Origin of the sequence: Streptomyces sp. NPDC049970 (genome assembly GCF_040660235.1) — a bacterium.
Taxonomy (GTDB): Bacteria; Actinomycetota; Actinomycetes; order Streptomycetales; family Streptomycetaceae; genus Streptomyces.
Genome location: NZ_JBFALP010000022.1, coordinates 33,250 through 56,385, shown reverse-complemented (window position 1 = coordinate 56,385; position 23,136 = coordinate 33,250). Strand labels below are relative to the sequence as shown.

Annotated in this window: 15 protein-coding genes and 7 pseudogenes; 7 read left to right on the top strand and 15 right to left on the bottom strand. The window is 69.1% G+C overall.

Annotation, left to right across the window (positions count from 1 at the left end):
• Positions 1-8: 8 nt before the first annotated feature.
• Positions 9-998, top strand: coding sequence for a helix-turn-helix domain-containing protein (locus tag AB0I83_RS27950; RefSeq protein ID WP_363306597.1), 990 nt, complete (start codon positions 9-11; stop codon positions 996-998).
• Between the two features lie 30 nt (positions 999-1,028).
• Here the strand turns inward: AB0I83_RS27950 and AB0I83_RS27945 are convergent, their stop codons facing one another.
• The 7 genes and pseudogenes from AB0I83_RS27945 to AB0I83_RS27915 form a co-directional block, all read right to left on the bottom strand.
• A complete protein-coding gene (locus AB0I83_RS27945; RefSeq protein WP_356537415.1) occupies positions 1,029-1,565 on the bottom strand; it encodes an NUDIX hydrolase family protein in 537 nt (178 codons plus the stop codon).
• A 529-nt stretch (positions 1,566-2,094) separates the two neighbouring features.
• Positions 2,095-3,360: a DUF6357 family protein gene (locus AB0I83_RS27940; protein ID WP_363306596.1), complete on the bottom strand. Its 1,266-nt coding sequence runs from the start codon at positions 3,358-3,360 to the stop codon at positions 2,095-2,097.
• Positions 3,361-3,590: 230 nt separating this feature from the next.
• Positions 3,591-4,424, bottom strand: a complete 834-nt coding sequence (locus tag AB0I83_RS27935) for an alpha/beta hydrolase (RefSeq protein WP_363306595.1) — start codon at positions 4,422-4,424, stop codon at positions 3,591-3,593.
• A 127-nt stretch (positions 4,425-4,551) separates the two neighbouring features.
• Positions 4,552-4,931 (bottom strand): annotated as a pseudogene (locus tag AB0I83_RS27930) (transposase); the annotation flags it as partial.
• A 449-nt stretch (positions 4,932-5,380) separates the two neighbouring features.
• Positions 5,381-6,307, bottom strand: a complete 927-nt coding sequence (locus AB0I83_RS27925; RefSeq protein ID WP_363306592.1) for a hypothetical protein — start codon at positions 6,305-6,307, stop codon at positions 5,381-5,383.
• Positions 6,308-6,904: 597 nt separating this feature from the next.
• Complete coding sequence (locus tag AB0I83_RS27920) at positions 6,905-7,090, bottom strand: hypothetical protein (RefSeq protein WP_363306591.1); 186 nt, start codon at positions 7,088-7,090, stop codon at positions 6,905-6,907.
• Between the two features lie 368 nt (positions 7,091-7,458).
• Positions 7,459-8,013: a hypothetical protein gene (locus tag AB0I83_RS27915; protein WP_363306590.1), complete on the bottom strand. Its 555-nt coding sequence runs from the start codon at positions 8,011-8,013 to the stop codon at positions 7,459-7,461.
• Between the two features lie 385 nt (positions 8,014-8,398).
• On the opposite strand from AB0I83_RS27915, the gene AB0I83_RS27910 reads away from it, so the two are divergent.
• On the top strand, positions 8,399-8,827 hold the full coding sequence (locus AB0I83_RS27910; protein WP_363306635.1) for a hypothetical protein: 429 nt from the start codon (positions 8,399-8,401) through the stop codon (positions 8,825-8,827).
• 93 nt (positions 8,828-8,920) lie between these two features.
• Here the strand turns inward: AB0I83_RS27910 and AB0I83_RS27905 are convergent.
• Together AB0I83_RS27905 and AB0I83_RS27900 are read right to left on the bottom strand one after the other, a co-directional pair.
• Positions 8,921-9,783: pseudogene (locus AB0I83_RS27905) on the bottom strand (IS5 family transposase); the annotation flags it as partial.
• A 110-nt stretch (positions 9,784-9,893) separates the two neighbouring features.
• Positions 9,894-10,095 (bottom strand): annotated as a pseudogene (locus tag AB0I83_RS27900) (transposase family protein); the annotation flags it as partial.
• A 672-nt stretch (positions 10,096-10,767) separates the two neighbouring features.
• Between AB0I83_RS27900 and AB0I83_RS27895 the strand changes: the two are divergent.
• The 3 genes from AB0I83_RS27895 (at position 10,768) to AB0I83_RS27885 (ending at position 13,667) form a co-directional block, all read left to right on the top strand.
• Complete coding sequence (locus tag AB0I83_RS27895) at positions 10,768-11,658, top strand: MerR family transcriptional regulator (RefSeq protein WP_363306589.1); 891 nt, start codon at positions 10,768-10,770, stop codon at positions 11,656-11,658.
• A 6-nt stretch (positions 11,659-11,664) separates the two neighbouring features.
• Positions 11,665-11,889 (top strand): DUF6233 domain-containing protein, encoded by a 225-nt coding sequence (locus AB0I83_RS27890; RefSeq protein ID WP_363306588.1) that lies wholly within the window; start codon positions 11,665-11,667, stop codon positions 11,887-11,889.
• 263 nt (positions 11,890-12,152) lie between these two features.
• Entirely contained in the window at positions 12,153-13,667 is a 1,515-nt protein-coding gene (locus AB0I83_RS27885; protein WP_363306587.1) for an FMN-binding glutamate synthase family protein, read from the top strand.
• Between the two features lie 332 nt (positions 13,668-13,999).
• Here the strand turns inward: AB0I83_RS27885 and istB are convergent.
• Positions 14,000-14,661: pseudogene (gene istB, locus AB0I83_RS27880) on the bottom strand (IS21-like element helper ATPase IstB).
• 270 nt (positions 14,662-14,931) lie between these two features.
• Between istB and AB0I83_RS27875 the strand changes: the two are divergent.
• Entirely contained in the window at positions 14,932-15,123 is a 192-nt protein-coding gene (locus AB0I83_RS27875) for a hypothetical protein (RefSeq protein WP_363306586.1), read from the top strand.
• Positions 15,124-15,178: 55 nt separating this feature from the next.
• Here AB0I83_RS27875 and AB0I83_RS27870 read toward each other — a convergent pair whose 3' ends face one another.
• The 4 genes and pseudogenes from AB0I83_RS27870 to AB0I83_RS27855 all read right to left on the bottom strand — a co-directional run bounded on the left by AB0I83_RS27870 (position 15,179) and on the right by AB0I83_RS27855 (position 19,133).
• Positions 15,179-16,864 carry an acetolactate synthase large subunit gene (locus tag AB0I83_RS27870; protein WP_363306585.1) on the bottom strand — a complete coding sequence of 562 codons (1,686 nt, stop codon included), beginning with the start codon at positions 16,862-16,864 and terminating at the stop codon, positions 15,179-15,181.
• A 461-nt stretch (positions 16,865-17,325) separates the two neighbouring features.
• Positions 17,326-17,734: pseudogene (locus AB0I83_RS27865) on the bottom strand (helicase associated domain-containing protein); the annotation flags it as partial.
• Positions 17,731-17,874, bottom strand: a pseudogene (locus AB0I83_RS27860) (XRE family transcriptional regulator); the annotation flags it as partial. The pseudogenes AB0I83_RS27865 and AB0I83_RS27860, both read right to left, overlap by 4 nt.
• Before the next feature lie 59 nt (positions 17,875-17,933).
• Positions 17,934-19,133 carry a helix-turn-helix transcriptional regulator gene (locus AB0I83_RS27855; protein ID WP_363306584.1) on the bottom strand — a complete coding sequence of 400 codons (1,200 nt, stop codon included), beginning with the start codon at positions 19,131-19,133 and terminating at the stop codon, positions 17,934-17,936.
• A gap of 167 nt (positions 19,134-19,300) precedes the next feature.
• On the opposite strand from AB0I83_RS27855, the gene AB0I83_RS27850 reads away from it, so the two are divergent.
• Positions 19,301-19,906, top strand: a complete 606-nt coding sequence (locus AB0I83_RS27850) for a hypothetical protein (protein WP_056789649.1) — start codon at positions 19,301-19,303, stop codon at positions 19,904-19,906.
• 989 nt (positions 19,907-20,895) lie between these two features.
• On the opposite strand, the pseudogene AB0I83_RS27845 reads toward AB0I83_RS27850, so the two are convergent.
• Positions 20,896-23,066: pseudogene (locus AB0I83_RS27845) on the bottom strand (Helicase associated domain protein); the annotation flags it as partial.
• Positions 23,067-23,136: the final 70 nt, after the last annotated feature.

Below are 23,136 nucleotides of genomic sequence, written 5' to 3'. Positions count from 1 at the left end.
TGCTGCGGGTGGACTTCACGAGCCAGGAACTGGTCCGCCTACGGGTCGCGTCCGGCGTGGACCCGCTCTGGGAGACCGCGCTGAGTCTGCACCTCCTGCAGAACCGCCAAGCACCGCTCGCATTCGGTACATGGCGCAGGGAGGTGGGCGCGGCCCTTCGGCGCTCCGGCCTGGTCCCCATGGCACGTGCCCTGATGCGGCTCTGCCCGGACGGTTCCTACTTCCCGGACTTCCTCACGCCCGGCCGCGGGGACACGGATCTGGAGACCGGGCTCGACCGGCTTCTCTCGACACCCCGACACCGCCTCCGCGCCGAGATCGTCCGGCTCCACGCTCATACGTCAGGCCCCGTCCCGGCCGGACTGCACACACTGGCCGACGGGTGCCCCATTGCGCTGCACCGCCTGGGGACGGCTCTGCGCGCCTATCACCAGGTGGCCGTCGAGCCCTACCTCACCACGATGCGCACGCAGGCGGCTGCCGACCGGACCGTACGCGCCCAAGCCGTCCTCAGCCACGGCGCGGAGGGTCTGCTGACCGGGTACGACCAACTGCCCGGGTGGCGCTACCGGGAGGGAAGGCTGCGCGCCCCGTACCCCGTCGAGCGCGAACTGACTCTGCGGGGCAGGACCCTGACGCTCGTGCCCGCCTTCTTCTGCGTACGCGCCCCGCTCGCGCTTGTTGATGACAGGCTGCCGCTGGTTCTGGTGCATCCTCTGTCGCCCGCGCCCGGCTGGCTCGAGCGCAGCCGCTCCGGCGGGGACGCCCCGGTGGCGCAGCTCATCGGGGCCTCGCGTGCCGAACTCCTGCGGATGCTGGACCGTCCGATGACGACGATGGACATCGCCGCGGCGCTGCGCCTCGCGCCGTCGACGGCCAGCCGGCACGCCACTGTGCTCCGCGAGGCAGGACTGCTGCTCTCCCGGCGTGAGGGTGTGCGGGTGTTTCACTGTCGGACAGGGCTTGGGCGGGCGGTGCTGGCGGGTGCTGTGGAGTGAGTTTGCAGGGGGCGTGATTCGGGTCGTCGCTCAGTAGACGTGTCCGGTGTGGGCGAGGGCTTGCTTCAGGAGCACACCTTGGCCGCCCGGCATTTCGTTCTGTACGGCCGGTGAGGCTGCTTCTTCGGGGCTGAACCAGACTAGGTCCAGTGCGTCCTGGCGGGGACGGCAGTCTCCGGTCACGGGTACGACGTATGCGAGGGACACGGCGTGCTGGCGTGGGTCGTGGAACGGGGTGATGCCCGTGGTGGGGAAGTACTCGGCGACGGTGAAGGGCTGTAGCGAGGTAGGCACGTGTGGCAGGGCAACCGGGCCGAGGTCCTTCTCCAGATGGCGTAGCAGGGCGTCACGGACGCGCTCGTGGTGCAGGACGCGGCCGGACACGAGGGCGCGGCTGATGGCTCCGTCCGTGCCGATCCGTAGGAGCAGCCCGATGCTGGTGACGTCGCCGCTCTCGTCGACGCGAACAGGGACGGCCTCGACGTACAGGACGGGCATCCGGGCCCTGGCCATGTCCAGTTCGTCGGTGGTGAGCCAGCCGGGCGTGGTTTCCGTCGTGTCAGACATCGCTTGATCATACTTACCCGGTGGGGATTGTGGTCAGGTCTCTGCCTCTTGGATCTGCTGCCGGAGCCAGGTTCCTGGACGACGGGGCCGGTGCCGAGGGCCGGGTGGTGTACGTGTCCGGCGGGTGCCAGGTCCGCTCGGCCGGGACTTGGTCCGGTCTACTTCCAGGGCTGGTGTCCGGGGTTGAGGGATGGCCTGGCAGGTGTGCTCGGAGGCCTTGACCCGTCGCCGGTGCATGGCCTGGTGGCGGGCCCGTCCGGGCCGGCAGGCGGACCCGTGTCGTCGAGGGACTTCGGTTGGGCGTGCAAGGAGCCTGCCGTTGGTGGGGCAGGGGTGGACGGGTGGTCATGGCCCCTGGTCTGTTACCGGCCGGGTCGCTGTATCCGGTGCCGGCTCAGGACCGGCAGAGGCATCCGACCGGGTTGCGGTCGCGTGGATGGCGAGACCAGCCGGCCGGTGCGCGGGCTGTTTTGCCGTCCGTGCTTGCGCAGGTCCTTCCAGGCGGCGTGTGCGGGGGCTGCTGCTGGGTCTACTGGGCGTCGCGTCGTCGCCCACGTGCGCGTTCGAATTCAGCGGCATCCGATATCCAGGGACCGTGTTGTTCGAGTGCGGCGCAGCCGCCGCGGACGAAGGCGCTCACGAGGTTCCGGTATTCTCCGATCCCGTCGACCAGGCTGTACTCGACCCGGTACTCCGGATCCGACCCGCCTTCCCCCTCTCGGACCGTCGTGACCCGGGCGACGGAGTCCGCGTAGAAGTGGAGCTGGATCCCTTCACCCATCTCCTCGTCCTCAATGGTGAACACCTCGTTGTCCCCGGCAGAGCGATCAGCGACGAACTCCCAGAACTCCGCGGTGGCAGTGCGGGGACTGTCCTGGATCCACTTCTTCTCGACGCCCTTGTCATCGGTGAACGACAGTGCCGTCTTCCGCGCAGTCTCGCCGAAGTCGGCGCGGTCGCCGGCGGCTTCCCCGTCGTCCCCCACGGGCGTGTTCCTGGAGCGGTCGGCGGCCTCCGAGCACATCAGGAAACTCACGGTACGAACCGCGTCATCGACGAGCTCAGGATGCGCACGGTGCACGGCCGCGTCGACGGCCGTCGCCATCCGGTCCCAGTCGCGCTTGTCCGTGGCGCGCTTTCCGCGTCGCGGATCGCGGCCGATCCGCATCCCGGCGCCCGCCTGCTCCGCGGTCGCGATCACACGCAGGACTTCGGGCAGCAGCGCGGGCTCGACGGCGTCGGGGTTGCGCTTCGGTACCGTCGCTCCGTGCAGGTACTGGCCCGTGTACGTCAGAACCGCGGCGTCGAGTGGACCGAGCACCACTCCGCGCGCGGCGCGACGGCGGTCGGCGTGGTACTTCTGAGCTCGCTTCTGGTCGGACGTCTCTGTCGTCGCGCGCATCGCCGCGCAGACCTGACCGCGCTCGAGCAGTTCGATGTCAGCTCCGTGGGCGATGAGCCGGCCCTTGTCCCACCGGATGTGCCCGAAGAGCGCGTCGACGTCCGCGGGCGCGGAGAGGAGAATCGGGTCCAGGAGCGCGACGGCAGCGTTCTCGTCGAGCCGGCCCCGGGTTCCGGCGTCATCGCACAGCGGAAGGACAGCGCTCCACAGCAGCAGGTGTCTGGCCAGATCCTCCCGGATCACAGCGAGATGGGCTTCCCCGATCGAGAACGTGAACGTGCGAGGCTCATGGTTGGCGTCGGCCCCGGCACCGAGCATCAGTCCCAGCTCGCCGTCCTCGCGGATCACGTTCGGGATCCAGCCGCTGCTGCGCGTGAAAACGACGTCTCTCATGGGACCAGTCTTCACCATGGGACGAGTGCCTTCGAGATCAGGCGTCGAAGGGCTCGGTTCGGCACCATGGGCCGCAGTGATCTGATCGGTGCGGCAGGTCGAAGTCGGCGGCGGCGGTCAGCCGTAGCCGGCGTCAAACGGGCGTCATGCGGGGTGGTACCTGACCGGACATGGTTCCCGGTGCGTACGTCCAGTGCTGTGACCGGGAGAGTTCACCGGGTAGCCGGGCGTTAGCGAGGGTCCTGGAGGAAGGCGATGAGAGCGGCTGTGAGTTCGGCGGGCGCGTCTTCTTGGACAAGATGGCCCGCACCAGCGATTGGCTCAAGTCGCGCGCCCGGGATGCGGGCGGCGAGCTCCCGTCCCTTCGTCAGGGGAATCCAGGTGTCGTCCTGGCCCCAGCACACCAGCGTCGGGATGCCGATCTCGCCGTACCGGTCCTGCACCTCGTCGGTGTAGAGCTGGTCGGCCTGGGCGATCTGCCGGTAGAAGGCCGCCTGGCCGAGGTCGCCAAGCCAGGGCCGGACGAGCCGGTCGAGGACTGCCGGGTGCAGGCCAGGGCTGCTGGCCGAACTTACGTACTCGCGCACCAGGGCGTGGTGCAGTGCGGGCGGCAGCTGCTCGAAGACCTCGGAGTGCTCACCGACAAGCCGGAAGAACGGGGACCCCCACGGCGCCAGCGCGACCGGGTCGACCAGAGCGAGCGCGCCGTAACGGGCGCCGTGCAGCAGATGCGCCCGCAAGGAGACGGCACCGCCGAAGTCGTGGGCGACGACCAGTGGTTTCTCCAGTTCCCAGTGCGCCAGGAGCTCGGAGAAGACCCTGCCCTGGGCAGCCAGTGAAACATCCTGGCCGGCGGACATCTCCGATGCCCCGTAACCGGGCATGTCCCACACGAACACCTGGTAGCGGCGGGCGAGTGAGCGGGCGACAGCGCGCCAGACATACGAGGAGAAGGGTGTGCCGTGGAGAAGGACAACCGGATCCTGGCCGGGTTGTCCGAGACTGCCCCAGCGGACGTCGCCAGACGTGCTGCGGAATGTCTCGGACAGCTGCCATTCACTCACGGGTGCTGTTCCTCTCGGTCGTGCCTCCGGCCCAAGCGGGCTGATCAAGCCGGGTTCAGTCCGGACGGTACCGTCACAGGCCGGCCGGCAGCGCCGCGCTCGGACAACGAATCCACCTTGTGCCTGGTCACGCGGCTGCGGGCGTGAGCGGTCTGCCGCCCCAGCGGATGCCTTTCTCGCTGCGGAACCGGGCGCGCTCCTTGAGTTGGGCGGCCAGGACGTCGGGGTGGCGGGCGTGGGTGTTGCGCCGGCGCAGGTGACGGTGCTGCTCGCGGGTCTGGGCGGTGTGGTTGGGGAGGTGGGAGTTTGGCGAGGGCGAACTGCCGCAGCGGTCCGAAGTGCGCTTCGATCGGGTTGGTCCAAGAGGCATTGGATCGGTGTGAAGCACAGCTCCACCTTTTGCTTCTTCGCCCAGGCGCGGATCTTGGTGCCCTTGTGCGCGGAGAGGTTGTCGATGATCACGGAGATCGGGGCGCCGTCCGGGCGGGCGGCACGGATCCGCTGCAACGGCTTGACGAAAACCGTAGGGGCACGTCACCGGCAAGGACGGAGCTTCCGCGCTCTACGCCGACTCCGTCAACTCATCACGACCAGCTACAAGAACGAATACGAGACTCGGCGGCATGGAAGTGGTCCATGATTTGAGTGGAGTAAGGCCAGCCGTGCACCTCGAGCTTGTGCGCCGATGGCCGGGTGCCCAGAGCAGGCACCGCGGCATCGAGCAGGCGTCCAACTGTTCCCGGCTCGTGGAGGTTGCGCCAAGAACGGTCGGGGAGACGTACGACCGTGCCCGCCTCGAAGCACGAGGTCGAAACAATTCTGTCCGGGCCTGGGGAGAAGACCAAGGTCACTCGGCGCCGAGGGCAGAGGTTCGCTGGATCAAGGCCCGTCGAATCCGTGGGGCAGAGTGAGAAGCCCTGCAACCAGGGCGAAGGGCCACGGGGCGGAGCTCTTGTTCAGTCTCTATTCCAAAGTGCTGGCGTGGTCCGTTTACTGAAGCGTTGCAGGAGTTTTCGAGCGGGTTTGGGATGTTTGCCGTCGGGGGTGATGTGATCTTGCGTGGTGGTCAGGGCCGCTGTCGGAGTGGGGTCGGAGACTGGCTTCTCGGGGGGCTGGGCGCTTCGTCTGATCCGGTCCCGGACGGTGTGGGCCATGGCGTGGTGGGATGGTTCGTGGAGTAGGCCCTCTGCGGACAACCGCTCCCACATGTGGAGCAGTTCTTGACCTCGGGTTGCTACCTGGCTCTTGTCCTGCAGTCGTTGCCATGCTGCGGTGGCTCGGGCGACTTCGGGGACGGCGCGGTTGAGGTCGGTGCCGCAGCGGATGCGTGCGACGGTCAGCGCGAGAGTGGTTGAGATCAGGTAGTCGCCGCGGAGGTAGGCCATGTAGGCCTCGATCGCTCTGGCCTCCAGCGACAGTTCGTCTTCCGCGCCGCGGCGCAGCGTCAGGTGTTCGCGTAGTGCGCTGGCGAGAACGAACGCGGTGTGGAGTTCGTTGCGTTGGGCATGTTGGATGATGCGTTCGACGCGAGCGAGCGGGGGGAACGACTCTTCTTCCGCGGCGGTTCGTTCGAGGCCGGGCGGTAGGTCCTCGCCTTCGGCGATGGTCCGGCTGGAGCCGTCGGGATACACCCGAAGCCGCGCGATCTGCCGGGCCCTGCGGTCGATCAAGGTCGCTGCCACCGGGGCCCCCAGGGTCCGGGCGAACATGGCTATGGCGTCGAGGATCGCCTCGTTGGACGAGCGGACGCCGCCCATTTGCACTAGGTGGCCGTTTACCACAGTGGATCCGTCCTCAGCCACGTACGCGTCGAGACGGATCGGCGGAGGTGCGGCGAGCGCGGGCAGGTTTCCCGTGTCGCGGGGTGTCAGCGATTGAGGCATTCGCTCAGGCTCCGAATCGGGACGGGCCGGGGCTGGGCATGGTGGCATCGGGCATTGTCGTGACCGTGCGTCCGGGCGGTGGAATGTGGACCATTTGCCCGCCTCCGATGTTCACGCCCATGTGCGTGGCGTCATTCTAGTAGATGATCAGGCCGCTGGGCTGTGTGGTTGCCGGGCCGACCCGGTCAGTGCCTGCCGCTAGCTCCGGGCCTGCGAGGTACGGGGATGGAGCGTCCCGGAGTCGCCCGTCCCGTGGAGGTGAGGGACGAGCAGCTCTCGATGAGGGATCCGCGGCATCCCGCACGTTGGTGATCGTATGGAGTGACGTTCCGTCGGCGCGCGAACTGTTGTGATCGAGCTGGAACAAGCCGCCGCACGAGACCACCAGGCCAACGTCTCCGAACCGCTCCGGTCCAACCCCGCCCGACAACACCTCCGAGGCGAAGGCATCGTCCGCGGCGGCTTCCACATCGACTACGACCGAGAGCAGGTCATCTGCCACCAGGGCCAGGTCAGCCGGGGCTGGTACGGCCCCTACCCGACTTCCTCACCCACCGCAGCCACACTCATCGTGGCCCGGTCCACCAAGAGCCAGTGTCACCCCTGCCCGGCCCGCGCCCAGTGCGCCACCTTCTGCGAAAGCAACCGCATCGTCGGCAACAGACACTCGACTGGAAGATCCGCGACGCGGTCCGCTCCGGAGTGGATCGAGCCGTGCACGAGTTCGCCCACGGTTACGGCATGCACTGCTACCGAGGTCAGGGAAAGGTCCACCTCCAGCACGTCCCGACCTTCATCGCCATCAACCTCGAGCGCCTCAGCGGCCTCCCAGAGACCGAGGATGCCGCCCGACCGCCTTCCAGACCTACCTCGGACAGCACCGGATCCCCCGGCGAAGTCCCGGCGCACTCCATGCGCCTGATCTCAAATCAGGCGCTCGGTGTGACGGCAGTGGAGTCCTGGATCGGTCTTGCTCCGGAGTGTGTGAACTCGCCGGGTGGTGGGCCGGAGCTGTTCCACGCGAACGTGTCGCCGCCCGGGCGGCGCCTGAGCGGGGATCCGGGTGTTTCCTCGCCGGTCGGCACGTTGGATGTCAGAGTTCGGGTGGCCACTCGCCGGCTGACCGGTCCCATCGCGTATAGCGGCGATCGCTATATACCGTGCTCCTTGGCCCTGCGCGGCTTACGTGGCGCCTTCCCCCAGGGTCCGGCAGGCCGTTCCTGCCTGACTCCGGCCACGAATTCGGCACGGGTCGAAACGGCCCTTGGCTTCGGGCGCAGGAGCGACTCTGCGTCCCATGGCTCGACATCCGTCCATCCGAATCCGAGGACAATCTCGTCGAAGACCGGTGCGAAGTCCGCACCGACCAGGTCCGGCATCTGGTGGCGCAGCCCTCGAACCCGTTCAACGAAGGTTGCGGGCAACGGCACGTGGTACACCTCCAGGTAGTGCGCAAAGTCCGCGCGCCATACCCATCTACCATCGGATACCAGCGACGAGCAGCCGGAGGTGTGCCGGTGGACCTCTCCCGTGACGACATCGACCCCCGCCTCCATGAAGTACGTGAGGTGATGGCCTGCGTCGAGATACTCGACGATTTCCGCTTCATCCGGTTCGGCGGACGCTTGCACTTGAGCCAGCAGCGGTCCCTGAGTCAACTGGCTCGAGTAGCCGAAGTCGTCGAAGAAGCCGAGCAGCCTCAGCACGCCTATCCCCTCTCAACCCTTCTGCGCAACAATCGAGGCGAGCATACGCAGGTTCGTGGACGGCCAGTCCGGCGCCCGCGTGAATCAACCGGCGAGCAGATCAAGGAGACACGCTCTGTAGGACTGACTGACCGGATGACGAGCGTGCCCTTCCTCACCCGCCGTGGGCGAAGTACCGGCAGTGGAAGCTGTGGACGCCGCTGAGAAAGCGGTTCGGGTCACGTCGATGCCGTCGAGATGGCCTCGCCGGCCGGAGGGGGCCGCCGCTGGGCAGCGGGAGCGCTTGCGGTGGGCAGTCCGCGCGTTGGCCCTACCCGGCAGGGTGGTTCCTGGCAACATCAATGGGATTCGAACATAGGGGGGTTCCATGCGTTTCGGTGTCCGCTTGCTCACTGTCGCCACCGCTACCGTCGCCACCGGAGTGCTGCTCGTCGGCTGCTCCGCGACCCCTGCCGAGGAGTTGGGAGACTGGTGGTCTTCGGGGGGTGACGACAGGGTCAAGGCGCTGTCCGACAGCTCGAGCAACGTCAACACGGCGAGCATGCAAGTGATGGACGACAAGCGCACCGCTTGTCAGGAGTTGCTGGCAGCGGTGGCCAAGGCGAAGAAGTACGGCACCCCTCCGAGCGAGAAGGCGAAGGGTTTCTGGGCGGAAGCCCTTACCGACTTCGAGCACGGAAGCAACGCGTGCGTCGCCGGGGTCGGCCAGGAGGACGAGCCCCGGACCAACGAGGGCATCCGCGAGGTGCAGAGGGCTATCGGCATCCTGGCTTCCGCGGTGTCCATGATCAGGAGCGACTTGGAGGCCAAGTGATCCGGTGATCCGCCGGGATCGCCCGAACCGCTGATCGCCAAAATTCCGGGGGCGCCCGGCCGGCGCCCCGGAATTTTGGCGATCAGGCCGGCGTCGAAGCGCGGCCGGAGTCACCGTGCCATGGAATACGTAGGCTCGTTTGTCGTACCGAGTCGCCACGGCCCTGGATCCTTTGAGCGTGTTGAGGCACCGCTCGACCTCGTTTCTGCGGGCATACCGGGACAGGTCGAAAGCAGTGGGGCGACCGCCTCGGCTCCCGCGTCGTCGGCGGTTGGCTCGTTTGTCTCGACGCTCGGTGATCGTGTGCCGGATCTGCCGTCGTCGCAGGCACTGGCGGTTTCGACGCGAGCTGTATGCCTTGTCCCCGCATACGTGGTCCGCTCTCGTACGCGGGCGGCCACCGACTGGACGCGGAACGCGGATGCGATCCAAGACCGTGATCAACTGCGGAGCGTCACCCCACTGTCCTGGGGTTGTCGGAACGGACAGTGGACGGTCGGCTCCCGTCACTGGCCAAGCGAATCTTCGCCGTCAGGCCACCCCGTGAGCGGCCGAGCGCCTCGTCGGAGCGATGCTCTGGGGGCTGCGGCGTCGCCCCGGCACACATGCCGGTCGGCGACGGGCCCCGGCGGCATGTTGGTGAGCCCGGCACACTGCGGAGTCCCACGCTCACCACCGTCCGGTCGATCCGGTCCGGTGTCAGCGGCGGCGAGGACGGCACGCAGGATCCTCTCCCACGTGCCATCGGTCGACCACTTGCGATGCAGGTCATGGTCCGTCTGCCACTTCCCGAAGTGAGGTGGCGGGTCCCGCCAAGGCAGGCCGGTCCGCAGTCGGAAGAGGATTGCGTTGATCACGCGTAGATGACAGTGCCAACGCCCGCCTCGCCCGGTGTTCGCCGGCAGGTGCGGTTCCAGCTGAGCCCACTCGGCATCGGAGAGATCACCACGCCCCACATCAAGCGGAACGGTTCACTCCTCAGCGAGTCGCTCGACTCATCGAGCACGGCCTCGTTTCCTGTCCGTGCCAAAGCACCAGGATGAGACCAGGGCGGCGTACAGCGGGGGCGTATGTACTGGTGGACCGTCCTGATCCCGATGCGGAGTCCTGCTGCGAGGCGGGCGTAGGTGTCGCCGCAGCGCCAGGTGGGCCAGGACGAGCAGGGCCTGCCGATCGCAGGTCAGGCGACGCCACCGTGAGCCGATCCGACGGCGGTGACCTGCGAGGAGGCCGGAGAGGTGTGGCAGGGTGCGGCTGGACAGATCGATGCAATGGGGGCTCCCCTGCTCGAGCGGAGCCGAGAGCTCGGGGAAGGGTAGACAAGCACGCGAAGGCTCCTGGCGGACTGGTGATCTTGGTCGTGAACCCGTCTACCAGGAGCTTTCTTCATGCCCGCTGCCGGGGTGCCCGTCCAACCACCCGTCAGGTTGGAAACGGCTCACTGAGACCCTGTTGTCGCAGGCGGAGTACTACGAAATCGAGATTCCTCACCAAGCCGAGATCGTCGAGAAATCCATTCGGAGGCAGACCGGCGGCGGCAAGGCTGGCGTGGGCGCGTTCGCGCTGGAAGGCTTTAGGGGGAGCGACGTTGAGTTCCGATCCACCTACAGTCTGCCCCCGAGCAGAAGGCCACCTTCAGCAAGTTGATCGATGCGCTGATCAATGACGCTGGCGCGGTCAAAGTCGACCCGGACGGTGAAACTCCCCTCGTCAGGGACGATCTGGTCCAGATCGAGGGATCGACGAGGACGGCGACGGCTGGGACAGCCGCCGCGAGGTGCTCCCGGCCGAAGCCGTACCGAAGCCGGATCAGGGAGAGCGGTGCGCGATCACCGGGAAGATGCGCCCCTGGCTCCGGTGGCACCAGGACGGGGCTGTTGCACATGCCGTAGCGGCATGTGGTGGGGTCGGGGCATCACGCACGAAAGGCTCTGTCTGCGATGTACCCCTCCTTCACGCCTCCCCGGCAGGTCAAGATCGGTGATGCCGCTGCGTTCGCCGGGACCACTCCACGCGCTATCCGCCACTACCACGAGATCGGTCTGCTGCCGGAACCCGAGCGCGGTGGGGACGGCCGCCGCCGCTACGGCCATGACGACATGATCCGCCTGCTGTGGATCCGCAGGATGGCTGATGCCGGTATCAGCCTGGACGACATGCGGGCCGCCTTCAGCGAGGCCCGGGGCGAAGCTGGATACGAAGCCTTGGACCACACCCCGCATATCGAATCGGTCCTGAGCAGGCTGGAGGAAACCTTGGCGGCGCAGGAGGCCGCCATCAAACGTCGGCGCGCGGCTGTCCAGCGCCTGCAGGCGGTGGGCAGCCCGCTGGGGCTGCTCTCCGAACTGGTCACGGACCGGCTCAGCCACCTGCCCCCGGAAGCGTTGCGCCCCTCCGATCTGGACGCCCTGCTGGTCACGGAACGGATCTTCGGGCCGCTCGGCGCCGCCATCCAGGCCGGCACGTTCATCGTGCTGGCCACCCACCCCGACCTGCGGGCCGAGGAGGACCGTCTTGAGGCGGCCGAGGCCGCTCTCGACGACGGCGTCGAACCCGACGACCCGCGCGTCGATGAGCTCGCCGTACAGCGATGCGCTCACCAGATGGCCCTGAATCAGGCTATCGAGGCAACTGGTCTCGACGCGGCCGAGGAGAAGATCTTCGAGATCTACGACGCCGACCTGAAAGGGGAGGAGAGCACAGAGATGAGTGCCGCCGCAGCGATCACCAAGATGCCCTACGACTTCTCTCCTGCCCGGATGCGCTGCGCGGAACTCGCCGGACGATTCTTCGGGGAGGCCCTTGCCGACGCCCACCTCGCGGGCAGTTGATCGCCTGTGCCCGGCACCGACGTGGCCGCGACCGTGCACGAGCCGATGCGTCCTGGAAGATCCAGCCCCAGTGCTCCTCCTCGACAGCCCTGCCTGCTCCATCGCGGAGGATGCGCCACCTACCCCGACCAGGTCGGCCTGGTCTCCCGAGAAGACGCCATGGTGGCACTCGCAGATGCCGACATCGAGCCCTGCGACATCTGCCGGCCGCAGACCGGACTGCTGAGCTGAGCTGACACTGCTCTGCCCCGCCCCGGCCGCGCGCCTGCCCCCCACCCAGGCCGGCCCGGCAGCTGCTTCCGCGGGATGGTCATGCCGCACGAGGCCAACGACCGACGGCCGAGTGGGCGGCTGCCGAATCACTGCGAGCCGCCCTGATGCCCCTGGTTTGCCGCGGGGGGACGAGAGCCTTCGCCGCCCTCCCGTGGCATTTCGCTGGTGTGGGGTAGTCGGTCGTGGTGAGGTTCGGCCAGTCGAGGAGAGGAACGTCTTTCATGCGTGCTCGGAACATAGGTGCGTCAGCCGCCACGGCGTTGGCGCTGGTGGCCGCCCGCGACCTCGTGCAGAAGAAGCACGCACTGCTGAGGAACTTCCCCGTGGTGGGGCACGCCAGGTACTTGCTGGAGAAGATCGGCCCCGAGCTGCGGCAGTACGTCGTGACGTCCAACGACGAGGAACGGCCCTTCAGCCGTGACCAGCGCAGCTGGATCTACGCGTCGGCGAAGGAGGAGAACAACTACTTCGGGTTCGGCACCGACAACGACGTCGAGCACGTCCAGGGTCACGCATACGTGAAGCAGCGCACGTTCGCCGGCCGGCTGCCCGATCTGCGCGACGCGCAGGCGCCGTTGCCCTCGGCCAAGGTGCTCGGCGGACCACGAGGCCGCGCGAAGGCGTTCCGTCCGGCGAGTGTGGTCAACATCTCGGCGATGAGCTTCGGCTCGCTGTCCGGCGCGGCCGTCACGGCGCTCAACAAGGGTGCGGCGCTGGCCGGGACGATGCACAACACGGGCGAGGGCGGCCTGTCGCCTTACCACCTCAACGGTGGGGAACTCGTCCTCCAGATCGGTACGTCGTACTTCGGCTGCCGCAACGAGGACGGGACGTTCAACCTCGACAAGCTCAAGTCCGTGGTCGCGAGCGGGCCCGTCAAGGCGATCGAGATCAAGCTTTCGCAGGGTGCGAAGCCGGGGCTCGGCGGCATGCTGCCGGGTGCGAAGGTGACCGACGAGATCGCAAGGATCCGCGACATCCCCGCGGGCAAGGACTGCGCGTCGCCGTCGCGGCACACCGCGTTCCACGACGTGGACTCGATGCTCGACTTCGTGGAACTGCTCGCCACGGAGACCGGACTGCCCGTCGGGATCAAGAGCGCCATCGGGGAAATGGGCTTCTGGGAGGAACTCGCCACCCTGATGGAGCGAGGTGATCGAGGGGTCGACTTCGTGACCATCGACGGAGGCGAGGGCGGCACCGGGGCTGCTCCCCTGATCTTCGCCGACTCGGTGTCCCTGCCGTTCCGCATGGGCTTCTCCCGCGTCTACAGCGTGTTCGCCGAGCGCGGGCTGACCGACGACATCACCTTCATCGGCTCCGGCAAGCTCGGCCTGCCCGAGAACGCCGTCGTCGCGTTCGCCCTCGGCGTCGACATGGTCAACGTGGGCCGTGAGGCGATGCTGTCCATCGGCTGTATCCAGGCGCAGAAGTGCCACACCGACGCATGCCCCACCGGCATCGCCACGCAGGACCCGTGGCTGACGCGCGGCATCGACGCACCCTCGAAGGCCATCCGGGCCGCGATGTACCTGCGCACCCTGCGCAGGGAGTTGCTGAGGGTCTCGGGCGCCGTCGGCGTCGCCCACCCCTCGCTCATCACCCCCACCGACATCGACATCCTCAACGGCGACTACGACGCCCGTACCCTGGCGAGCGTCTACGGCTACAAGGACGGCTGGGGCTCGCTCGGCCCCGAGCTCGCCGATGAGATCGCCGGGCTGCTCACTGCCTGAGCACGTCCTTGCCCCCTCGTCGGGTATGCGGAGATACGACTGCGGCCCGATCAGCACGCGACGTGACGAGTCTGTGCAGTCCTGTCCGGGGCGGCTCGGTGTCGGGAGCCACTCGTCCTGAGCGGTGGGGCGTGACCGCCTCAGGGATCTTCGTCGGCATCAAGCGCCGGCCGCGGGGCTGGGGTGGTCTCTGCGCTCGGGCGCGGCGCCTTGCGGCATGCTTTCCCCGCGGGTGCGTCCCGCAAGGCGCCTCTTCCCCTGGCGGTGACGCCTGAATTGTGGACCGGTTCCGACGGGTGGAAGATGACCCCCGGTCCGTCAGTCGATGTTGTTCATTCCCTGGTGTCGGCTGCGGGAACCCGTCCGAGGTCGCGGCCGCGCATGCGGTAGGAGTCGCCCTTGAGGGAGATCACTTCGGCGTGGTGGACGAGTCGGTCGATCAGCGCGGCGGCGACGGTGTCGTCGCCGAAGACCTCACCCCAGCGTCCGAAAGGCTTGTTGCTCGTGACGATCACGGACGCGTGTTCGTAGCGGCCGAGATGAACTGGAAGAACAGGTTCGCGGCCTCGGGCTCGAAGGGGATGTATCCGATCTCGTCCACGACGATCAGCGGGATCCGGCTGAGCCGGGTGAGTTCGTCGGCCGGGCGGCCGTCGGCATGAGCGTCGGTGAGGCGTGCGACCTGCTGGGCGGCGGTGGCGAACGCAAAGCGATGACCGGCCCGGCAGGCCCTGATCCCCAGCCCGGGCGCCAGGCGGGTCTTGCCGGTTCCGGGCGGCCCGAGGAAGATCACGTTCTCCTTCCCGACCACGAGATCGAGCGTCCCGAGGTGGGAGATCGCCTCTCGCTCCACGGACCTTTGACGGTCGAGGTCGAAGTCCTCCAGCGACTTGCGGGAGGGGAGCCGGGCGGCCCTGATCCCTCCCTCAGCGCCGACGGCGGTCGCGGCCGGCCTGATGATCAACAAGCGGATGGGCTGGAGCCCGCCCTTCACCGAGTTCAAGCGCGCCTGTCTCCACGCGGCTCGATCCGGCCGGTCTCGGTGCCGTGCTGGTCGCCTCGGCGGTCTCGATCACCGCGTTCCTCGGGGCGTTCGGGCCCTATGCGCAGGCGTTCTCGACGTTCCTGGCGTGCGGGCCGGCGCTTGTGCCGTGCCCGCTGATCGCCTGGCTGACCAAGGGCCGCTTCCACCTGGCTCGGACGAACACCGTCAACAGGCCCGGGGTGGACATGCCCGACGTCACCGTCACCCCACGAGTGCGTGGTGTGCCGCACCCACTACGCGCTGCCCGACATCGCGGACTGCCCGGCCCACGACGGTCCGATCTGCTCGCTGTGCTGCTCGCTGGACAGCCAGTGCAGGGACGTGTGCCGCAAGGAGCCCACTGCCGTGCCCGCCCTGCTGCCGGTGCCCCTGCCGCCCTCCTCGGGGCGGGACGCTGCGCGTGAGGCGTGACAGCGGCCCGGGCAGCGCGGCCCGTACGGGAGCCGGGCCGCGCCGCGCGGGCGGGTCAGAGCACCGAGTCGAGGTGCCCGAGGTGCTCGATGAGGTTCATGTTCTCGGCGTAGTCCACCGGGCAGTTGATGATCGACACGCCCGGGTCCGCCAGTGCCTCATGGAGCGTCGGCAGCAGGTCCCCGGCGGACTCGATGTGGTAGCCCTTCGCGCCGAAGCTGCGGGCGTACTGGACGATGTCCGGGTTGCCGAAGTCGGTGTTGGAGTTCTCCCCGACCTCCAGATCCATCTTCCACTTGATGAGCCCGTAGCCGTTGTCCTCCCAGATCAGCACGGTCAGCGGGATGTTCTCGCGGACAGCCGTCTCGATCTCCTGGGAGTGCATCAGGAACGAGCCGTCGCCGACCGCCGCCAGCACCTTCGTCTGCGGCCTGGCGAGCTGGACCGCGAGCGCGCCGGGCAGCGAGAAGCCCATGGTGGACAAGCCGTTGGAGATGAGGCAGGTGTTCGGCGCGTACGTCGGGTAGAGCCGGGCCATCCACATCTTCAGCGCGCCGGTGTCGACCAGCACGATGTCGTCGCGACCGAGCGCGGCGCGGGTGTCGGCGATGACGCGCTGCGGGGCGAGCGGGTAGCGCTCGTCCGCGGCGCCCTGCTCGAGTTCCTTGGCCAGCAGCGCGCGGGTGGCCGTGGTGTCCTCGTCGTCGATGGTCCAGCGCAGGCCGTCGAGTTCGGTGGCGAGGGCGTCGAGGGAGGCGGAGATGTCGCCGATGATGCCGACATCGACCGAGTAGCTGTCGTCCACCTCCGCCGGGAAGCGGTGGATGTGGATGATCTTCTTGTCACCATCCGGGTTTATCCGGGACGGGTCGAACTCCTGCAGCTCGTAGCCGACGGCGATGACGACGTCGGCCTCCTCGAACCCGAAGTTGGTGTAGTCGCGCCGCATGAAGCCGAACGTGCCGGTCGCGCACGGGTGGTCGTCGGGCAGGACGCCCTTGCCGTGGAAGGTGGTCGCCGTCGACACGTCGAGTGCGGTGGCGAACGCCGTCAGCGACTCCTCGGCGCCGCCGCGCGCCGCGCCGTGTCCGGCCAGGATCACCGGCCGGCGGGCCTCCCGCAGCAGCTCCACCGCCCGCTTGATCTGCTTCGGGGACGGCGCCTCGGGCTGCACGACGTCCCTGCGCAGCGGGCGCAGGTCCGAGCCGTCCGTCGCCTCGTCGACATCCTCGGGCACGGCGAGGTAGACGGCGCCGGGCCGCTCGGACTCCGCGGTCTTGAACGCGCGCCGCACCATCTCTGGGATGGCCCGGGTGGCCGGGACGTCCGCCGACCACTTCGTGACCGGCGCGAACATGCTCACCAGGTCCACGAACTGGTGGGACTCCTTGTAGTTGCGCTCCTTGCCGACCTGCGCGGTGATCGCGACGACGGGTGTGCTGTTCGTCATGGCGTCTGCGACGCCCAGCATCAGGTTGATCGCGCCGGGCCCCAGCGTCGCGGACATCACACCCGCCGAGCCCGTGAGCCGGCCGTGCATCTCCGCCATGAAGGACGCGGCCTGCTCGTGCCGGGTGAGGACGTAGCGGATCTTCTCCGAGCGGGCGAGGGCGTTGGTGAAACGGATGTTCTCCTCGCCGGGCACGCCGAACACCACCTCGACGCCCTCGTTCTCCAGGCAGCGCACCAGGAGTTCGGCCGCTCCGTCGGGGGTCTGCTTCCGGTGCTCGACGTCGCTCACGCTGATCGTTTCCTCTCCTGGGTTTTGGCCGCGCCGATGGGTCGGGCCGGTCAGCCGTCTACCCCGGCCGGCCGCCCGGACGCCTGCGGACCGGGTCTTACGAGCCAGACCCCTTGCAGGGGGTCAACTTTCAGGTGTCGTTACCGGTTCACTTTTCGGCCGTCGCCGACACCTCTCCGCCGTCCAGTCCGAGGACACCGCACTCCTCAGACGTGGCAGGGCTCGTGCTGCGTTGCGACGGCGGCAGCCCGGCGTCCATGTTGGCATTCCAGCGGCTGGTCGCCCAAGCCGTCCAGGCGCAGGGGATCGCCATGCACTATGCCGACGAGGACGACCCTGAGGCCGCCGGTGAGGCCATGGGGCAGGCGCTCAGCGCGGTTGCCCTAGGGTTCGCTGCGGCGGCGCTCACTGGGCTTGCCGCCGATACCGGCCTCAACTTGAGCCTGGAGCAGAAACTGCGCAGCCAAGTGCTGCGCGCGCCGTTCCGCCCGCTCCGGGTTCTTGCCGAGGCCGCCTTTTGCGGCGGAGGTTGGCCAGGTGCTGTCCGATCGGTACGGGGTCTCCGCCAGCCGGGTCGTCCCACACCTGGTCCTGCCGGGGTGCGAGGTGCCCGCCGGCCCGCCGGTAGGAGCGGAGCGCGGCGAGCTTGTTCTCCCACGCCGCCTCCTCGCCCGGCTCCCACACCATTCCGGCTTCCGGCGCGTCCAGGAGCGTCTTGCGCCGCTCCTCCAGCTCACCCGCCCGCAGGGCTTTTCGCTGTTGATGGACCCATCGGCCAAGCGGGAACGCCTTCGTGACGCCGACCTCTACCTCAACGTCGTAGGGAACGGCGTGGACGCCGGTGATCCCGTTCTCCGCCCGCCACCGGATGCCCGCAGCATCTGGGCGACCTGCTCGGTGCCGCCGAGCTGCTTGACGCGGCACCGCATCTGAGCGCCCGCGGATTTGGGTGGTGGGCGGGTGAACGCCTTCTGCACGGCGGCGTCCAGGCCGTCCCCGATCAGGCTCATCGCCGCCGTTCTCCCCGCTCGCTGCTGTGGGTGGCACGGTATCCGGAGTTACTCATCGGTCACCCGGTCTGTCCAGAGTCCGAGTCTGTGATCCAGCGCCCTTCGGCGGAGTCGTGCACGTACGCCGGCCTCCCCCTGGTCCCGCTTGTGCGGAACGGCTTCCCGCCGTCCGTGATCCGCACCGTCCCGGTCCGGCCCCCGGCGCTCCACTCCAGCTCCAGGTACCAGCGGCAGTCGCAGCCCGCCGTCCGCGCGGAGACCAACAGCTCCTCGGGGTCGGAGGAGGTGACCTTGTACGGGAAGGAGACGGCCGGGATCTTCCGGACCTCGGCGCCGGAGGCGTCAAGGCCGTCGACGGGCCTCGCGAGCGGGCGCGGCCGGTCGAGGTCCACGGCGAAGTGGCGCGGGGTGACGGCGCCGCCACAGCCGTTGTCCATCCGGTACGCGTTCCACGGCAGCGGCGCGGCGCGGTCGACCAGGCGCACGTGCAGGGCATGGAGGACGACGGCGTCGGACGGCGACCGGCCATGGACCGTGATCCGCACCAGCGCCTCCCCGCCGTGCACGGCACCGTGCGTCCCGGCCCACGCCCCGGAGTCGGCCGCGACCGGCGGCGGGGCGACCGCGCGGGGGGCCCGGTCCACGAGGTAGGTGTGCCCGCAGCCGCCCTCCCAGAGCTGGGAACCGATGCTCCAGGTGAAGGGGAGGGGGGCCGGGGTCCGCCCCGGAGCGGTGGAAGCGGGAGCGGGGGCGGAAGCCGTACGGGTGGGGTGGCCGAACAGGGCGGCGGCGAGGGCGAGCATGACGAGGGCGACGGCGGCGGCGACGAGGAGGGGGGCGGGGGTGCCACGACGGGGTCGGGCGCGGGGCGCCTCCGGCGCGGACGGATCCGCGGCGCTCGGGTCCGGGGCGGGGCCGGGGCCCGGTTCCGGCGCGGACGGTTCCGGGTTCGATTCCGGCGCGGCCGACACGGCCGGCACAGACGTGGCCGCGGGCGAGGCCGCTCGGCGGCGGGCGCGGTCCGCCTCAGTCCAGGCCGCCTCCAGGGCCCGCCGTTCCTCCTCGTACGCCCCGCACAGCAGGGCGAGGCGGTCGACCACGGCGAACTCCTCCGGGACGGTCGCGCCCGAGCAGTAGCGGTGGAGGGTGGACGCGCTGACGCTCAGCCGCCGGCCCAGCGCCTCGTAACTCCTCCCGTCCCGCGCCTTCAGTGCGCGCACGAGCCCCGCGAACTCCTCGACGGCGGCGTCCTTCGGCATTCCATCCCCCTCGACCCTGCGTCCCATCCTTCACGTCCTTGCACGTCAGCTGGGGTGGAATGGTTCCGGGACGGCTGGTGGGCGCGTGCTCGTTGCAGCCGGCGGGCGCCGGCCCCACGCTGGTTGAGCACTGACCGAACGAACGACCCGACGGGGGATCCATCACCATGAACAAGCTCCGCACCGCACTCGCCACCGCAGCCGCTGCCGCACTGGGCCTCGCGGCTCTCGCCACAGCCCCGGCGCAGGCCGCTGCCCAGCCCGCCTTCCTCGCCGCCTCCCAGATGCCGCCGTCGTCGACGCCGTGGACCGCCACCCAGGTCTTCACCGGCGTCCCGGAGAACGGCGGCGTCCTCTGCGCCCCGTACAAGATCCCGGCGCAGAACACCCGCTACCGGGAGTTCAGCACCGAGCTCGACACCAACGGCGTCCAGGTCACCACCGTCGCCCGTACCGAGGCCGACGCCGTGAAGCTGGTCGACACCCTCCGCGGGGCCCTCGCCGGCTGCGGCCCCCTGCTGGAGCAGCAGAACCCGGGCCTGCAGGCCGTCAGCGCCTCCCACGGCAAGCTCGCCGTCGAGGAGGGCGCCTGGGTCTACAGCCTGGACACCGCCGACCCGCAGATCGGCATCTCCGACATCCACCTGTTCTCCGTCGGCCGCGACGGCCGCACCGTCACCCTCGTCCGCTGGGGCCAGATGGGCGACCTCGAGGACGCCCCGCTGACCGCCTTCCGCACCACGACGAAGACCGCCGTCAACAAGCTCCACTGACCCGGGGGCTGACCACAGCTCGACAGCGGTGCGGCCGGAACCCGAGGGCGCCGCTGTCGTGCCCACCTGCTCCGCCGGCGGCGGAGAGGGGCCGGACTGCTGCCGGGATTCCGCACAGCCGATGTGCGGTCACCGCGCGACGAACGAACGCCCGTAGCGGTACGCGTCCCGCCCCGCCGGTCTCACCGCCACCACAGCGCGAACCACAGCTCCATCCGGACCTCCGCGTCGTCCAGGTCCATGCGCGGCCGGGCTCGGAAGAGAACTGATCCGTCGGCGCCATGGTCATCTGAGATCCTCTCGATCGTGTCTTCGGGTTTGGTCGGCTGCCAGCACCGACCAGTGGGAGTTCGACCGCCACGTCACCGGGACTCCCACCGGGGAGCGCATCGCGCTCGGGTTCGTCCGCGTCGCCCAAAGGGACGGATGGACGCTTACCGGCCTCGGCCGCCTGGACTGGGACGGTGCCCAGTTGACCGGGGTCACGTCGGAAGCGTGACCCCGAGGGGCCCGCCACGGCGAGCCCCTCGGCCTGGGTGGCGCAGGGTGCCGACGGGAGGCAACGCCCGTTCTGGCGATGCGCCCGAAATGGCCTGACAGCCCCTCAGGCCCGCACCATTGAGGGAACGATGTAACCGCAGCGGGGCAACGACGCAGGACGTTGTTGCCCCCGCTCCATTTCGAGTGCAGGCGTTGCCATGGCCAGGATTACGACCCTCACGCCACCGCTGCCGACGTCACGGCGCAGCTCGGCTAACCCGGTCCGCCCGCTCATCTCCCGCCGAAGGACAGCGGCCGGGCGCTCGGCTCAGTAGTCGTCGCGTTCGGAGGGCGGTCCGGTACTCCTCGATGAGGTCGCAGGTGCACGTGCCGCCTTCGTAGGACGCCTTGTCGCGTTCGTCGTGGTGGGTTCGCTGTGGCGGGCCTGTCGGCGGTGCGGGCTGCAGGGCGAGTCGCGCGGGGGCGGCCTCGATAGCCGGTGGCGGTCCGGCCCAGTCCATGCCCAGTTTCGCGAGGGCGGCGAGCTGGTCGGTGTCCAGCCGGTCCCTTCTGGATTTGGTGTTCGAGATCCATACGCCCAGCTTCACGACCGCCGGCTCCGCCTCGCCGTCGACCACGATGATCTCGCTGTGCCCGCGAGGTACCGGCCGGTCGGCGCCTTCCCGTGCGACCCACTGCGTGAGGGCTGCCAGGCCGCGCTGGAACGCCTGCTGCGCCTTGCTCGGGCCCTTCGTCGCACGCGTGGTTGCCGGGGCGGGAGACGGTGCCTGGTCGGGTTGTACGCCCAGCGTCGACAGCCGCTGTTGCTGCTCGGTCGCCAGCTGCCCCCAGGTGCCCGGATTCTTCTGCCTCCGGAGCCACTTGCCCAGGTCGTCGCCCTCGAACAGCACCCCGGGTTCGATGGCCGGCAGGACGCCGTCGGCGTCGACCAGGTCGGCGAGGACCCGGTAGTGCCGTTGCCAGTTCAGCGGCCACGGGCAGTCCCAGTCCGGGTCGATCTCCGTCAGCTGCTGCGCGCGTGCGACAGCCCGCTGCGGGTCCTTGCCCAGGCCGCCCTTCCGGCGCAGGTTCGCCATGTGCTGCCCGACCGGCATCATCGCCTGACCCTCGCCCCACACCGCGTCCTGACGCGGCGCGAGGTGCCCGGTGGCCCGCCGGTAGGACCGGAGTGCGGCGAGCTTGGCCTCCCAGGCTTCCTCGCCTGGCTCCCAGAGCATCCCGGCTTCTGGCGCGTCCAGCAGCGTCTTGCGTCGTTCCTCCAGCTCCCCGGCCCGCAGCGCCTTCCGCTGTTGGTGCACCCACCTGCCAAGCGGAAAATCCTTCGTGACGCCGACCTCGACCTCGACGTCGTAAGGCACGGCGTGGACGCCGATGATCTCGTTCTCCGTCCGCCAGCGGATCAGCGCCTGATAGCCCTCCAGCCAGACCAGGGACTCCGGCCGGTAGACCCGGGTCCGCAGGAACGCCGCGATGGTCGCCGCGTCGCGCGGGCTGGAGAAGTGGAGCAGGGCCGCTTCGGCGGCGGCCTGCGTGTCGTCGTCGTGCTCCTGGTCCCGCCGTCACCCTCACCACCAACCCCGGCGATCCTCCCGTCTTCATCGCGCCGGACGTGTACCTTGCGCTTGCCGCTCGTGAGCGCCCGGGAAGCGAGCTGCTCAACAAGTCGATCATCATGAGAGCGGATCCCCTGGAGGACCGCTACAAGGGGGCGGAAACTGGCGCTGGCGACCATGTCGGTGGGGTCCTCGCCGGGCTCCAGGAACACCGGCACGATGATCCTGGCGACCTTGGTGGAGCCGTCCTTGTTGAGCCTCAGCGCCCGGCCGATGTTCTGCACGATCTCCACCTGCGATCCGCGGGTGTCCGCGAAGCACACGGCCTCCACGCCCCGCTCGCCGGTGATGTCCACGCCCTCCCCGAGGACGCGAACGCTGGCGAGGAACGCCCGGTGCACCCGGCGCCCGGCCGCGTCGATGCCGTTGGCGAACTGCCGCAGAGCCTCGCGCCGCTCACTGACGAGGTGGTCGCCGCACAGCCACGCCGACCACACGCGGTCTGGGGGTACGTGGCGGCCGGCTTCCAGCTCGTAGAACTCCGCGTCGATCGACGACTTCGGCAGCTTGTCAGCGGCGGCCAGGTCGGCGTCGGACGCGTCGTTGACGTACAGCTCGGCAGCGGTCTCCGGCAGCTTTTCCGCGAACGCGGCGGCCTCCTCCATCTTCTGGTGGAACGTCATGACCGTACGGAGGCTGTACGCCGCCGCGTGCTCCAGGAGCGCGGTCTGCAACAGGGCCAGGCGCCGGCCCCGCCGCGCCTCCTCCGACTCCCCGAGAACCGGCGAGGGATCGCGGATCTCCAGTACGTCGATCTCGAACCCGGCGAGGATCTCCCGCTCGATGGCCTCGCTCAGCCCGAGCTCCGCGAGCCACGCGCCGTACGTGCCCTCCGGGTCGTCGGCCATGCTCGCGATCTCCGCCTCCTGGCCGCCGGCGCCCCGCTGCGGGCTGGCCGCAGCGAGGATGCGTGGGGTCGCCGTGAGGTAGAGCCGGAAGTCCGCCGGGATCCGGGCGTTGTCGTGGATCGCCGCCCACGGGCGGCCAAGATCACCAGCGGTTCCGTGGGCCTCGTCCGTTTTACCGAATGCCGTCGTGTATGACATGTCGCTGATCTGGCAGTCCACGTGCCGTACGTGTTCGTCATGGTCGGAGTGCCGTCATAGGACAGGCTGT

Excerpts from the sequence above, each read along its gene's own strand:
- AB0I83_RS27885 (WP_363306587.1), top strand. The coding sequence starts at position 12,153 with ATGCGTGCTCGGAACATAGGTGCGTCAGCCGCCACGGCGTTGGCGCTG.
- AB0I83_RS27855 (WP_363306584.1), bottom strand. The coding sequence starts at position 19,133 with ATGCCGAAGGACGCCGCCGTCGAGGAGTTCGCGGGGCTCGTGCGCGCA.
- AB0I83_RS27945 (WP_356537415.1), bottom strand. The coding sequence starts at position 1,565 with ATGTCTGACACGACGGAAACCACGCCCGGCTGGCTCACCACCGACGAA.
- AB0I83_RS27850 (WP_056789649.1), top strand. The coding sequence starts at position 19,301 with ATGAACAAGCTCCGCACCGCACTCGCCACCGCAGCCGCTGCCGCACTG.
- AB0I83_RS27895 (WP_363306589.1), top strand. The coding sequence starts at position 10,768 with ATGTACCCCTCCTTCACGCCTCCCCGGCAGGTCAAGATCGGTGATGCC.
- AB0I83_RS27940 (WP_363306596.1), bottom strand. The coding sequence starts at position 3,360 with ATGAGAGACGTCGTTTTCACGCGCAGCAGCGGCTGGATCCCGAACGTG.
- AB0I83_RS27925 (WP_363306592.1), bottom strand. The coding sequence starts at position 6,307 with ATGCCTCAATCGCTGACACCCCGCGACACGGGAAACCTGCCCGCGCTC.